A 14,043-nucleotide genomic window follows, 5' to 3' on the forward strand; every position below is an offset into this window, starting at 1 on the left:
ATGGTATGAAAATTAAGTCGCTTAAGGGCGGCTTTTTTTGTGTCTGAAATTCAGTATCCGCAAGGTGTTGCTCCGCTTTTCATTCAACCTAAATCAACCTGATCCAATCTACTTCAACTTACTGATGTGGGTACAACTGCGGATATATCCCGGCTCGATTTGTTTGTACCCACACAGAACCCTTGAAAGGATACTCATCATGGCTCTGAGTGATGTGAAGGTTCGTGCGGCCAAGCCTGAAGTAAAACCTATAAACTGAAAGACAGTGACGGCATGGTATTGCTGGTTCATCCTGACGGTTCAAAGTACTGGCGGCTTCGTTATCGTTTCGGCGGCAAAGAGAAGATGCTGGCGTTGGGGAAATATCCTGAAGTTTCGCTGGCGGATGCCAGGGCACGTCGGGACGAATCGCGTAAGCTCTTAGCTAACAGCGTTGATCCCAGCGAAAATAAGAAAGTCGTCAAGGTAGAACAAGAGCAGGAAGCGATAACGTTTGAAGTGGTCGCCAGAGACTGGCACGCCAGCAATCAGAAATGGTCGGCATCGCATAGTGCTCGTGTATTGAAAAGTCTGGAAGATAATCTCTTTGCTGCTATAGGTAAGCGGAATATTGCTGAGCTAAAGACCAGAGATTTACTCACTCCCATTAAAGCCGTAGAGATGTCTGGATGTCTTGAGGTGGCGGCACGTCTACAACAAAGAACAACAGCAATTATGCGATTTGCCGTGCAGAGCGGTTTAATCGATTATAACCCTGCACAAGAGATAGCCGGTGCAGTAGCTACGGCTAAACGACAGCATCGTGCTGCGCCAGAGCTTAATCGCATTTCTGAATTACTTTATCGCATTGATCACTACTCCGGCAGACCGTTAGCTAGGCTGGCCGTGGCACTCACTTTGCTAGTTTTCATCCGATCGAGTGAGCTACGTTTTGCTCGCTGGACAGAAGTGGATTTTGAAACGGCTATGTAGACGATTCCGGGAGAGCGTGAGCTACTGGAAGGTGTTAAATATTCTCAGCGTGGCTCAAAGATGAAGACGCCGCATCTTGTTCCCTTATCGCGTCAGGCCTTAGCTATTCTGGAAAATATCAAAAGCATGAATGGGAACCGAGAGCTGATCTTCGTTGGCGATCACGATCCGCGTAAGCCGATGAGTGAGAACACGGTGAACAAGGCGCTGAGAGTGATGGGTTATGACACGAAAACGGAAGTCTGTGGGCATGGATTCAGGACGATGGCGTGTAGTTCATTAATTGAATCGGGATTATGGTCGAGGGACGCGGTAGAGCGGCAGATGAGTCACTAGGAACGAAACTTTGTGCGGGCGGCTTACATTCATAAGGCGGAACATCTTGGAGAGCGCAGGTTGATGCTGCAGTGGTGGGCAGATTATCTGGATGCGAATCGGGAGAAGGGGGTTAGCCCGTTTGATTTTTCGAAGATTGATAGAGTGAATCGACAGAGCGATAGTTCCGCTCTGTAAAATTTACTTCGTAAAGTTGGGAAGCTAAATAAAAGGACGCTTGGCCGTAAAGATGGCTAAGCGTCTTTTTGATTTTGTGGTTGATAAAGATCGATATTGTGCGACATCGATCTCCACCTCACATTTTATTTTCTTATTACAATAAGTTGTAGTCATAGGCGGTGTGGCTCAGGCATGAAGTCATTTTTTGGAAAAATTGATAATTCAGGCCTAAATCTAACTATGGGAAATGCAATAATTCAATTTTTCATAGTTTTTGCTTCAAAATATCGATTGCTGAAGGCTAATATTTCAATAAAGCTGGATGCAAGAGTTTGTAATCCTGTACCAACAGTGCGGTTTGACATTAGCAATTCAGCAAATTCTATTGCTCACCCCCCTACCAATCCTAAGAGGAAGGCAATCCAAGTTTGTCGAAGAATGCCCGGTTACGCTCTCTGGCCGCTTTTACTAATTGGTCAAAACTAATCACTTCGATATAAGCATGGGAAGGTTCGTTATAACCGAAATAGCCCATCCCATCAGATGTGATCCGTAGATTTGCTCGACGGCAGCGCCGGTGCATGGATTCAGTAAGGTCACAAAGTACATAACAATAGCCCGGTATATCATTATTTCCCGGAATTGGGCGACCGGATTTTGTAGTTACCTTACCCTCGCGTATCCGCTCTAAATAACTGAGCGCCTGATCAATAGGGTCTTTATCTTCACCTTCTCGCATATCATTACGCATGGGGCGTTTGATTTCGATTACTGTAATGGCTGCAAGTGGAAAGCTGATCTGATCGTTAACAAGAAGTGGATTATCAAATACTCTTAGGCTGAGCAAGTCTGGCTCTTTGGTTGATTCATTGCCGGTGATTGGCATCGAATTGAGCGTTTTATCAGAAGCCAAATAGTTATGAAATGCCAAGCGCTCATCGATTAGCCACAGGTTACAAGAGTCTAGGAAAACCTCGACGGAATCCTTGCGCATAGGCATGATTAGTTCGTGAATCATATCTTCACGGGCGTACTTTCCGTCCTCTAGCCGCTCAATAGATTTTTGTAACAGGTCGATAATAACCTTGCGGTGTGAAACGTAATTGGCAAGATCTGATTTCTTAAGGTCCCCTGCTTTACGTAGATAGTCGCCTAACCGTTCTTTATATTCTTCAACGTGCTCCTTATTTTGAGGCAGCATGATGTCATGGCCTTCGCTCACCAACTGACGCTCCACCTCATACCACTGAGCATGCAGGTGTAACTCCAGTTCTTTATCTGATTTTTCTGGGTCAACGATCAAAAATTCTTCTGCAACATAATTGGCAATGGGGCGATAGCGTGGAGCATGATTGTCGATAAAATCATCCACTCGTCTGCGGCCAGCCGACACGTTTTCTGCCAGAACATCTTGCAGGTACTCTTTGGTACGAATCAACACGGCTTCTCTAATATCTTTGAAGCTTACTTCGTTGAGCATGTCCTCAACATCTTCAGCAATATCAAACGAGGTACGCTCACTGCGCACGTGCTGGTTAAGATAGTCGGATGATACATAGCAGGTATAAGTAAATTCACCGGAAATGTCAGAAATTTTTCCGTATAGGCCTGGAATTTTTCCCTGAATGGACTCTTCTTTAACGAGTCTATTTGCTGCACATAGTGCTAACTGGTGTTTTTTGTTAATGGATGCACGAAATTTGATATGAGTTAATTCAAATTGGTGGTCACGAATTGTAATTGTTTCGAGAAATGCGCTGGCATGCATATGTTCTTCGAGCAGATGATCAAGGTCAAACACCTCGTTCGCATCTTCTAAAAGTATTTTTGGGGCGCTTCCCTGCCGCACAAAATACCAGAGCACATGTTCAAGCAGCTGATTGGCTATGGAGTGACCTTTTACAGGAACTTGTTTTCGAAAAGTTTCATCAAAACCAACCAGCTTGATAAGGGTGCCGGGTTTATTAGATGTGGTTTCTACAACTTTTTCACTATGAACTCCCGATTTATCGTTGAAGCGGAATATGCGCTTTTTAAGCTCACCATCAATATCGAAAAAATGGCTTTCCACCTCGACCAGATCAAAAACTTTCAGCCACATCAGGCGGCCAACACCCCGACACCCTTTGTTAATTTTATGGTCAGAATCGAGGGTTTCAAATGACTTAAAATTAGTTTCGTCAAAACCACATCCATTATCGGTTATAGTAAATCCTATAATTGGTGGTTGCAATTTTGCATCTAAATCCAGACTGTCTTGAGTGGCACGATTAATGCATAGAACAATTTTTCCGTCGACAGCATCATCCATTTCCTCAATAGAGTGAATGGAGTTTACTACCGCCTCAAATACTGGCATAAGGCCGTGACTCTTGGGTAAAGAGGTGTTACGTAAGCGACCTTGCAAGTTGGTTTGTAAACTCATCTTTCACTCCATTTATTTATAACTTGCCTTTAAATGCAGAATCAAGAATCGAACTTTTCAAAGAAAACAAATCCTTTAATTGGCTCTGAATCTTAATATTTAATCGCTCAGTTTTCTTTACGAGTGAATTTACTCGTTCAACTGTCGTGGCTTGTTCCAGCAAGCATGCCAATGGAATTTGCATTTGGTCAATATGTTTGTTATTTACCTGTGGAATTGTACTTGCATCGACGAAATTAGCTAAATCGATAGTGCGCATAAACGCGAAAAGGTAATCATCCCTGATTTTGGATTCATCTGCTTTTAGGCCCATGATGTTACTGTCATAAGAGGCGTCCTCTAACAACATCCTTTTTTTGTTGGTCAAAATGGCACCTCCCCTTTTAGGTATGAGTGTACTACCTTTAGGGAAGATTTTTATTTTATGTTCTTTAGAAATCTGTTGATTAAATGTGATCTCCGGCCCAATCATGTTCTCATGATGGTTGTTCATTTGAGCAACTTTAAAGAATGGAATTTCACCATTACTAAAACCATTCTTGAAAACAGTTGGTAGCGCAATTCCACTATTTATCATCACAACAGAGGATAGAGGTACGACCTGATGATTTAATTTTAGCGTTTTAAATATTTCTGAAAGACCGTTCTTCAATAGAGCATCAGCCTGTACAATACTTTCCTCTAAAAGCTTAATGGCTGTGTCGATGCGGGTGAGTAGTGCATCGAGTTTTTCGACGATGCGTTTTTGTTCATCGATGCTGTCTGGTGTACATACCAACTCTGAACTAAAAGAGTTTCGATTTAGAGTAGGTACTGCTGCCCCAGATGAAAAACGAGTTAAATCAAAGAATTCAAGGAGATATTTTATAAAGCGTGGATAATTTCCATTGAACTTCTGCACATACAGTGCTGTATTGAGTGGCCAGTAATCACTCTCAACAAAATGCACTTTACCGATCGTACCGCTTCGCCCAGTAATAACTCCAGGTCCCTCAACTTTAAACTGATCAATGTAATCAGTGACACCGTTTGCGCTATATAAAGGGATATTACCTACCGACCTTGCATGTGTTGGAAGGTCATAGCCTCTCTTAAGGACACAAACATCCTCAAATTTTTTCCAACTCCAGCCGTTTGGAACATTAACTTCAATCTGTTCCATGGTTATTTCTCCGCCAGCAGCATTTCAATTTCATCCAGCAGACCAGATACCAGTTTTTCTTTGGTGCGAATTTTCTTAAGGATATCTTTTGGCGCTAAGTGTTCGGCATCTTTCTGTTTGGTTGGGTTTTTGGCAGATAGATCATACTCTTCTGTCAACTTGCTGGCTGAAACCGTCCACGAATTCTCTGTGGTTTCCCGTCTGCTATAAAGCGCAACAAACTCTTTCAGGTGATCATCGGTGATCGGTTTGTTTTTGGTGAGTTTTTGCTCTGGTTCGCACTCGTAATACCAAACATCGCTGGTGCAGCCGCTGCGTTCAAAAAACAGCACGTTGGTTTTTACGCCGGAATACGGCAAAAAAACCCCAGCAGGCAAACTTAAAATGGTATGTAGGTTAAAGTTTTCAAGCAGCTCTTGTTTTACCTGTTTAAATGCACTGTTGGCTTGGAATAAGACACCTTCTGGCACTACAACCGCCGCCTTGCCGCCGCTTTTCAGGGTCTTCATAAAATGCTGTAAAAACAGCAGCTCGGTGGCGTTGCTTTGGATGGGAAAGTTTTGCTGAATCTGCGACTTTTCTTTGCCGCCAAACGGCGGGTTGGCCAGAATAATGTTGTAACGGTCTTTTTCCTGAATATCGCGAATATTCTGGGTCAAGGTGTTACCACGGAACAGATTGGGTGATTCGATGCCATGAAGGATCATATTCATCATACCCATGACATAGGCCAGCGAGGTTTTTTCATAGCCGAAGAAAGTATTGCGCTGAATGAAATCCCATTGCTCGGTGGAGAGTTCATTCTTTTTGCTCTTCAGGTGCTCAAAGGCTTCAACCAAAAAACCGCATGAACCTGCCGCCGCGTCGTAAATGCTCTCACCGGGCTTGGGGTCTATCACTTGCACCATAGCTCGCACTACAGGGCGAGGGGTGTAAAACTCACCCGCATAGCCACCAGCATCGCCCATGTTTTGCAATAAGCCTTCGTAGACCAATGAGAGCTCGAATAAATCGGACTCAGACTGGAAGTTCAGACTATCCACAATATCCAGCACTTCGCGCAGAGTATGACCAGAGGCCACTTTGTTATCCAGATATTGAAATATCGCGCCAATTTTGTAGGTGAAGGATTTTGGGTTTACGCCATTTACTGTTACGTTGGCGAAGCTTTTCAGGTAAGGGAAAAGCTGACTGTTCACATAATCGGTCAGGTCATCTCCTGTTTTAGCACGCGCCAAATCCAGCTTACCATCGGCAGTTTTTGGGCAAGCCCAGGTTGTCCAGCGGTGTTCCTTATCCAGTACGGGTTGATAGTCTTTGCCGGACAATATCGTTTCATCTTCTTTTTCGGACTCGTAATCATCGAGAAACTTTAGAAATAATACCCAAGAGGTTTGTTCTGTGTAATGCATGGCACCGCTGATACCATCGTCACGGCGCAGAATGTCGGTAATGCGGCCAATTTTTTGTTGTAGTGACATGGTTAGAGTTTTCCGATAATAAAATTGTACATATTAGTGATGTCTTCGCTGATTTCGGCTGGCTTCATTTGATTTACATAGAACTCAATTTTGGTTAAATCTTTGCCAATACCTTGAGTTTCTATCAATGGATTAACGACTTGTTTGACATCAAGCACTCTGATCCCGTCATTATCCCCTGGATCTCCATCCCTCAAATGTAAATCTTGACCGAGCTGATTATTGTTTATTGCACCTATGACGCCAAAATGTGTCAGGGCGCTGAAGGACAGTAGGTAATTTTCGATTTCACGTCTGCGCCACGCAAGCAAGAAAGTTTGAATACGTCTATTTCCCGGCCAGCGTATTCTACTAACTTCTTCCCTTGGAGCCCCCATTAGCAACACACCATTTTCATGCCAGCGTGGGTTTGAATTGTCACGGTCACATACAAGAAAAACGTTTAGTGTCTCAAACTCTGTTTCTGCTTTACTTAGCGATTGAGTCCAGTCGATTTTGGCTTTTCCGATTTGCTCATTATCATCGTTACGACTGGATGGCTTACCAATGGCGTGAACGTGCGCCAATAGAGATACGTCCAAGCCTTTTCGGGCGGCAAGTTTGGTGAAGATAACCCAGTCGTTGTAATCATCTAACAACGCTATATTTGGTAGCTTGCCACATACCTCAAACTCAACGGATTTTGCACGCGAAAGCACACTCAAGCGATTGATCAACTGTTTGACCTTATTGTCTTCGCTGACCCGACCTTTTTCCACGACCTTCAGGTGTTCGATACGATTCTCTTTGGCCGAAATGGAGTCGAGTAGGTGTGTGGTGGTGATGGCGTGCCCTTTTATGCCGTGCAGTAGAGCCCAAAGTTTTTCAACATTTTTATAGTGAAGATGGGAGTCCGCCTCGTCGAATAAGAACAGGGTGCTGTCAGAGTCGAAAAGGTCAATTAGCGCATACAGGAACAGGAGCTGGTATTCGCCATCGCTGAGCTGATCCAGCTCGATACTGCTGTTGAATACCAGCTTGCAACGTGACTTATCGATAAAGTAGTTGTTATCGGCGGCTTGAGTAAAAAAGGCCACTTCCGGGTCCCAACTGGTTGCCATGGCTTGAGCGTCAGACGCACCGGCTTCGTCATCCCCAGCCAGAACTTGCCTAGGGTAGTCGAAAGAAACCTGGATTAACCCATTGGCTGTGATATTGATGGTTTGCTTTCGAAGGGGCTCTTCGAACTCATAGTTACGGGAAATCAGGTTAGTAATAAAGCTTTCCAGTGAACGAAAGTATGGCGTTGCACGCAGTGTGTCCGATTCACCACGTTCTTCACGACTAAGTGCATCTTGCACACGTGCGATGTAGTTTTTATCAACCTTAAAGGTGCATTTCAAGGTTGTGCTTAGATCGTCTTTTTCTCGATCACTTCCTTCCTCAATCACAGTCTCAGCAACATAATTACGTTCAGCCAAAAAAGCCCGAACTTTTCCTTTACGCTTGATTGTGGTGGCCAAAAAAATCAATATTTTAGACCAAGATTTATCATAATAAAAACACTCAAGGCTCAATCCTCGACCGGCTTTCCGCTCTCTATTTAGATAGGCACTGAACTTTGCCGAGTAGCTTTCGTTCTGGCCGGAAGAGAAACACACGACCTTGAGATTCCCATGGTCTTTTCCTGCTAATCGTTGTTCAAAAACTGACTGTAAAATACTGGATTTGCCGGAGCCGTTTTCACCTATCAGCGTCGCAACTTTATCAATGCGTAGGGTCTGTGCTTGCTGATGTAATGGGTTAGGCTTTAAGTTCAGTTCCATTGGTTAGCTCACTTGGTAAAGCTGGTGTTGTAGTTGTTTGAATGCGGCGAGCAATTGCGCAGGTTTGCCGCCAAATGCCATAGAAGCATCTTTGGTGGTGCCGAGGCCGGATAGTTCAATTAGGGCTGGCAGGCGCTCACGCGCCAACTCTGTAGTGCCGTCTTGTTCATAGCGTTTCAGGACAAAATGCAGGAATTGCTTGGCCTTTGCCTCTTTGTATTGATCAAAAAAGGCGTTATTAGTCCGTACAGCCTCAGCTCTGGATCTGCGTGTAGCCATGGGTTGTTCAAACGCTAAAAATGCTAGTAGATCGAATATGTCGCAGTCTTCGGCCTCGAACATTCGACGCAGTGCGGATAGCTGCTCTTTGTCAAAGCCGGCTTGTATCAGTTTGGCCAGCAGTTGTTCGCGTAGGTCTGGGTCTGACCAGATGTCTCTGAGTTCATCGACGCTTTTGAATAGCCCTGGCAATTGTTGAATTAGCCGTTCGACAAACTCCTGAATCGAGAGAGGCTTACCATTCTCGTCGATATAGCGGGTTTCTATATCAATGACCTTGAACTCACGGTACTTACCTAGTTTTACTTTCAGTCGTGGGTGTGGCTCGCCTGGTTCGGGTTCTGGCCTGTCGCCGCCTACTGGTGGCTCGGGTGAATAGGGTGGCGGCGTAGGTTCTCTGGTGCCACCCGGCTCGGGGGCTTGGGGCTCGCCATCCCATTCTTCGTCATAGAAGTTATTAGTCGCACCACGAAAATCCACGATGGTGAAGTAGTCTTTACCGTCGAACACTCGAGTACCACGACCAACAATCTGTTTGAACTCCACCATTGAGTCTATGGTTCGATCCAGCACTACGTTGCGTACGTTACGGGCATCAACGCCGGTAGTGAGCATTTGTGATGAGGTAATAATGGTAGGGATGTTTTTGTCATTGTCCTGAAATTTTTCCAGCAGTTCGCGACCGATCTTGCCTTCGTCACTGGTGACCCGTACACAGTAATGCGGATCTTTAACTGATTTGTTTTTATTAATCATGTCGCGCATGGTCAGCGCATGATTTTGGTTTTCACAGAAGACAATAGTTTTATCCAGCGGGTTGATGTTTTGCAAAATTGCTTTCGCAACCAACTCAGTGCGTTCATCTACAATGATTTTGCGGTCGTAATCTTCGACCTGATATAAATCTTGACTAGATTCACCTTCGATGATTACATCATCATTGGTGAGAACTAATTCATCCAAATTAGTTCTAATGCGCTTAACCCGGTATGGTGTGAGAAAACCGTCGTTGATACCATCCTTTAGTGAATACACATAGGCAGGCTGGCCAAAATATTCATAGGTGTCCACATTGTCTGTGCGTTTTGGTGTGGCAGTCAAACCCAAATGCACAGCGCTACTGAAGTGATCAAGAATGGCTCGCCAGGAACCTGCTTCATTGGCAGCACCTCTGTGACATTCATCAATCAATACCATGTCAAAGAAATCTTTGGGATAGGCTTTATAGTAGCCATCAATGTTTTCCCGTTCCGCAATCGCCTGATAGATCGCAAAAAAGATGTGTGCGTTGGTGGGCACCACGCCATTGCGCTTGCGAACTTCCTCCCCATTAATTTTAATCAAATCTTTTTCATAGGAGTTGAAGGTGTTAATGGCTTGGTCAGCAAGGATATTACGATCGGCCAGAAACAGAATGCGCGGTCTGCGCGAACCGGGGTTGTCGCGGTTCCAGCGAGCCTGAAATACTTTATGAACGATTTGGAAGGCAATGAATGTTTTACCAGTGCCAGTAGCTAGTGTGAGCAAGATTCGGGATTTACCCTCACCGATTGCGTCTGTAGCGGAATGGACTGCCAGTTCTTGGTAATAACGTGGTTGCATTGCTCCTTCCAAGTGAAACGGGATGTTTCTTAGTTCTTGACTTAATCCCGTAGTTTCACTTGTATAGCGTTTTTCTAGCTCTACAGGTGTTGGATAGAACTCAATATAGTCGCCTTTGCCTGTTTCCAGATCGAATTCGTAGGTTTGCTTACCGTTGCTTGAATAGACGAAACGAACGCAAAGCTTCTTAGCGTAGTCGATGGCTTGTTGCAGGCCTTTCGTAGGATGCTCGGATTCTTTTTTAGCTTCCACCACTGCCAAATAGCGACTGTCTTTATGAAGCAGATAATCCACAAAACAACGCCGCCCACGCACACCACCTGCCATCTTTCTACCGTCGGTGAAGTAATGCTCCCGGCTGATGTTGCTCGATAGCCAACCAGCTGAAACCAAAGCTGGATCAATATAGTTCGCTCGAGTATCTGCTTCAGAGGCCATTAGGTCGCTCCTTGGTCATTTGGGCTTGGTATCAATTCCAATAGCTCACCAACAGTGCAATCAAACAGTACGCAGATCTGCTTAATGGCATTTAGATCTACCTTTTGTGCCGTCTCTTTATAGAGCAAGGTCACTGTGGCGCGGCTGAGCCCAGTTTCCCTGGCAACGTCTGCAATGCGCAATTTGTGTTCGCCCATCATTCTGGCGAGGTGGCAGCGGATCATGGCTGTGACTCTGGGTATAGGGGGTAACGCAAGATAATACCACGACTTGCTGATTTACATAGTATTTTGTGAGTTGAAGTTGAATTTTGCCGTTCAAATTTCGTTTTTTGACATTAGTAACAATTGATCTGGTAAAGAAATGACACATATTGGAGATTGTCGAGTTGGCTTATCCAATGTGGAATTCCTTTTAAGGGCCACCTGCTGATAACCATTTAGATTGGAAATTCCCTGGCTGGCATTACCGTCAGGTAATGTTTTGTCTGCTTTTGTGCCCGACTTTTTGCCAGCAATCTAGGAAACCCTGTATCGCCTTTGACCAGTGTTTTAGATTACCGCTTCGGTCGCAGCAGTACGTTATTATTGTCATTATGTGCATAGGGTGAATACATCGCCATTGCACAGGCCTGATAAAACCGCTCGTGCTGTGTCATCATGTGCTCCTTCAGTCAGTTGATTGTCTGCTAAACATACAAACTTACTGCACGGTCTTTAGCGGGTCAGAGCAATAACCCCCTGCTGTAACACCATGAATATTGATTGAACTCATTTACCCGATAAGCGCCATTTTGATAGTCTCGACTTATCTCGTTGACCATCTACAGGATTGTAACGTTGGAAATCTTTTTTTAACCCCCTGAAAAATATCTCTTAAATATTTTTCATACATAAACATTCATGGTCCGTTCAGTACGGATCTGGTTTTGTATGGGTTAAAAAAGGTACGTTATGAAAGTCACATGGGTTGTCACGCCTGTGGGGTATCAGCGGATTGCGAAACGCTGCCCTTCATGCAACATTAAACGGGACTTCACGCCGTCAGGTGCATTTCGGGTTAATTCGCAAAAGAAGGTGCTGGACGTGTGGAGTATCTATAAATGCACACACTGTGATTACACCTGGAATATCTCCCTGTTTTCGCGCCTGCACGTCAGCAAAATCGACCGTCAGCTTTATCATCGGCTAATGACAAACGATGCCGCCACGGTACAGCACTTTGCAAGTGATATCGCGATGCTGAAGCGGAACAATGCGGAGCTATCGGGTTGGCCTGATTTTACCGTTCAGGAGCGCTGGCCGGTAAGCATCACCACCCACCAGCGGTTCCGCGTTAGTGTCAGGATCTTCCGTTCATTTCAGGTCAGCCTGCTGTCGATTTTGAAGCATCAGCTCATGCTGAGCACTGGTGAAATTCAGAGAAGGGTGGAAGCAAGGCAGATTTACGGCGTTACGATGAAGATGCTCAAATCGAGAAAGCTGAAGGCAGTGGAATATAACTTTCAGCTGTCTTCGGAAACGTTATATGCTCGGCGAAGGATCGATCTGACGTATCGTTAAAAATATGAAGCTCACCCTGATGTAATAAACGCCCGTGCGGCAGCGGTTGAACATAATGACGGATAGGCCAGGGAAAGGGTGGGGCTTCTGTTTTTCAGAATCTGAACTGAGAGCCGTCGCGATTAAGCTTGATAAATAATATCGCGTGAATTGTTTTAGGCCAGAATGCTGCTTTAAACGATAGGTATATTGGGAAAGGCGTAACTTAATTGAATGGGTTGTATCATTGGCTGCGTGAATCGACAATGCGTTGCTGTAACCATAATTCGACTTCGCTTTTCTTCCAGCGGGAGCTGCGGCCCAGCTTAATTGGCTTCGGGAACAGTCCGTCTTTAATCATCTTATAAAACCATTTATCAGTAAGCCCCGTTAGCTTCGTAATGAACCGCATATCCACTAGTTGGTCATCAAGCAAAGAAATTTGTTCTGTCATAATGCTGTCTTCCATTGTGGGATTATCCTGAGTTGGTGGTTGATTGCTCGTTACCACCAGCCCTTCCACATCAATGGATTGATACGTAAAAAAGTGCAGATCGTGTGTTACACCGTGCGAGGACGCCCCAGTCCACTGGGTGGCGGTACCTCACTGGCTCCGTAGTGATAGTGACCGTGACCTGCTCCCCGTTGATTAATACACCGCGATGTTAGTAATGTCTTCATAAGTCACATGAGGACATCCCCATGAAGAAACGATTTTCCGACGAACAGATCATCAGTATTCTCCGCGAGGCCGAAGCCGGGGTTTCGGCCCGGGAACTCTGCCGCAAGCATGCTATTTCAGACGCTACCTTCTACACCTGGCGCAAGAAGTTTGGCGGCATGGAAGTCCCCGAAGTGAAGCGGCTCAAGTCACTTGAAGAGGAGAATGCCCGCCTCAAGAAGCTGCTCGCTGAAGCCATGCTGGATAAGGAGGCGCTTCAGGTGGCTCTGGGCCGAAAGTTCTGACGACAGACCAGAAGCGGGAAGCCGTGGAAGTCATGTGTGAGACAACGGGTCTGTCGCAACGCCGTGCCTGCAGGCTGGCTGGTCTGTCCCTTTCAACCTGCCGTTATTCGGCTCAGCGTCCGGCTGCTGACGCGCAGCTATCTCTGCGTATCACAGAGCTGGCACTTGAACGTCGCCGGTTTGGTTACCGGCGCATCTGGCAGTTATTGCGTCGGGAGGGCATTCACGTCAACCACAAGCGGGTTTACCGCATCTATCATCTTAACGGTCTGGGTGTAAAACGCAGGCGACGCCGTAAGGGTCTGGCGACTGAGCGGCTTCCGCTTCTCCGCCCGGATGCGCCGAACCTGACATGGTCGATGGATTTTGTCATGGATGCACTTGCCAGCGGCCGCCGGATTAAGTGCCTGACCTGCGTGGATGATTTCACGAAGGAGTGTCTGACGATCACCGCTGCTTTCGGTATTTCAGGCGTTCAGGTCGCGCGTATTCTGGACGGCATCGCGCTGTTTCGTGGCTATCCGGCAACGATAAGAACCGATCAGGGCCCGGAGTTTACCTGCCGTGCGCTCGATCAGTGGGCTTTTGAGCATGGCGTAGAACTGCGACTCATCCAGCCGGGTAAGCCAACACAGAACGGGTTTATTGAGAGTTTTAACGGACGCTTTCGCGATGAATGTCTGAATGAGCACTGGTTCAGCGATATTCTTCATGCCCGGAAAATCATTAGTGACTGGCGGCAGGACTATAACGAGTCCAGACCTCATTCATCGCTGAATTACCAGACGCCGTTTGAATTTGCAGCATGCTGGCGAAACGGGAAACATGAAGAAAAACCAACCGACATTACTAACTGAAGGTTGTATCTAATACTGGG

The 14,043-nt window shown here is 45.7% G+C and carries 9 protein-coding genes and 1 pseudogene; 3 read left to right on the forward strand and 7 right to left on the reverse strand.

The annotated features are described in order from the left end of the window. Positions 1 to 199 precede the first annotated feature (199 nt). Positions 200 to 1,485, forward strand: a pseudogene (locus JWF83_RS18175) (tyrosine-type recombinase/integrase). A 388-nt stretch (positions 1,486 to 1,873) separates the two neighbouring features. On the opposite strand, the gene JWF83_RS18180 reads toward JWF83_RS18175, so the two are convergent. From JWF83_RS18180 to JWF83_RS18205, 6 genes are read right to left on the reverse strand one after another with little or no spacing between them, the layout of a single operon-like run. Then, positions 1,874 to 3,892 (reverse strand): ATP-binding protein, encoded by a 2,019-nt coding sequence (locus JWF83_RS18180; protein ID WP_413651808.1) that lies wholly within the window; start codon positions 3,890 to 3,892, stop codon positions 1,874 to 1,876. Positions 3,893 to 3,908: 16 nt separating this feature from the next. Next, a complete protein-coding gene (locus JWF83_RS18185) occupies positions 3,909 to 5,054 on the reverse strand; it encodes a restriction endonuclease subunit S (protein ID WP_413651809.1) in 1,146 nt (381 codons plus the stop codon). A gap of 2 nt (positions 5,055 to 5,056) precedes the next feature. Beyond that, on the reverse strand, positions 5,057 to 6,535 hold the full coding sequence (locus JWF83_RS18190) for an N-6 DNA methylase (protein WP_413651810.1): 1,479 nt from the start codon (positions 6,533 to 6,535) through the stop codon (positions 5,057 to 5,059). Between the two features lie 2 nt (positions 6,536 to 6,537). Further along, positions 6,538 to 8,340: an AAA family ATPase gene (locus JWF83_RS18195; RefSeq protein WP_413651811.1), complete on the reverse strand. Its 1,803-nt coding sequence runs from the start codon at positions 8,338 to 8,340 to the stop codon at positions 6,538 to 6,540. A gap of 3 nt (positions 8,341 to 8,343) precedes the next feature. Continuing rightward, positions 8,344 to 10,659 (reverse strand): EcoAI/FtnUII family type I restriction enzme subunit R, encoded by a 2,316-nt coding sequence (gene hsdR, locus JWF83_RS18200; protein WP_413651812.1) that lies wholly within the window; start codon positions 10,657 to 10,659, stop codon positions 8,344 to 8,346. Next, the gene (locus JWF83_RS18205) at positions 10,659 to 10,883 is read right to left on the reverse strand and encodes a helix-turn-helix domain-containing protein (protein ID WP_040077403.1); all 225 of its coding nucleotides are present in this window, start codon (positions 10,881 to 10,883) and stop codon (positions 10,659 to 10,661) included. Before JWF83_RS18205 ends, hsdR begins: the two co-directional genes overlap by 1 nt. Positions 10,884 to 11,612: 729 nt before the next feature. Between JWF83_RS18205 and JWF83_RS18210 the strand changes: the two genes are divergently transcribed. Next, positions 11,613 to 12,221, forward strand: coding sequence for a DUF1062 domain-containing protein (locus tag JWF83_RS18210; protein ID WP_413651813.1), 609 nt, complete (start codon positions 11,613 to 11,615; stop codon positions 12,219 to 12,221). A 223-nt stretch (positions 12,222 to 12,444) separates the two neighbouring features. On the opposite strand, the gene JWF83_RS18215 is transcribed toward JWF83_RS18210, so the two are convergent. Next, positions 12,445 to 12,654, reverse strand: coding sequence for a helix-turn-helix transcriptional regulator (locus tag JWF83_RS18215; RefSeq protein WP_249481675.1), 210 nt, complete (start codon positions 12,652 to 12,654; stop codon positions 12,445 to 12,447). 248 nt (positions 12,655 to 12,902) lie between these two features. Between JWF83_RS18215 and JWF83_RS18220 the strand changes: the two genes are divergently transcribed. After that, a protein-coding gene (locus tag JWF83_RS18220) for an IS3 family transposase (RefSeq protein WP_413647867.1) occupies positions 12,903 to 14,023 on the forward strand; the annotation gives its coding sequence in 2 pieces (ribosomal slippage) (positions 12,903 to 13,161 and positions 13,161 to 14,023; 1,122 coding nt in all). Positions 14,024 to 14,043: the final 20 nt, after the last annotated feature.

The sequence above is a fragment of the Pantoea sp. B65 genome (assembly GCF_047308185.1).
Classification (GTDB): Bacteria; Pseudomonadota; Gammaproteobacteria; order Enterobacterales; family Enterobacteriaceae; genus Erwinia.

Excerpts from the sequence above, each read along its gene's own strand:
- JWF83_RS18180 (WP_413651808.1), bottom strand. The coding sequence starts at position 3,892 with ATGAGTTTACAAACCAACTTGCAAGGTCGCTTACGTAACACCTCTTTA.
- JWF83_RS18185 (WP_413651809.1), bottom strand. The coding sequence starts at position 5,054 with ATGGAACAGATTGAAGTTAATGTTCCAAACGGCTGGAGTTGGAAAAAA.
- JWF83_RS18190 (WP_413651810.1), bottom strand. The coding sequence starts at position 6,535 with ATGTCACTACAACAAAAAATTGGCCGCATTACCGACATTCTGCGCCGT.
- JWF83_RS18195 (WP_413651811.1), bottom strand. The coding sequence starts at position 8,340 with ATGGAACTGAACTTAAAGCCTAACCCATTACATCAGCAAGCACAGACC.
- hsdR (WP_413651812.1), bottom strand. The coding sequence starts at position 10,659 with ATGGCCTCTGAAGCAGATACTCGAGCGAACTATATTGATCCAGCTTTG.
- JWF83_RS18205 (WP_040077403.1), bottom strand. The coding sequence starts at position 10,883 with ATGATCCGCTGCCACCTCGCCAGAATGATGGGCGAACACAAATTGCGC.
- JWF83_RS18210 (WP_413651813.1), top strand. The coding sequence starts at position 11,613 with ATGAAAGTCACATGGGTTGTCACGCCTGTGGGGTATCAGCGGATTGCG.
- JWF83_RS18215 (WP_249481675.1), bottom strand. The coding sequence starts at position 12,654 with ATGACAGAACAAATTTCTTTGCTTGATGACCAACTAGTGGATATGCGG.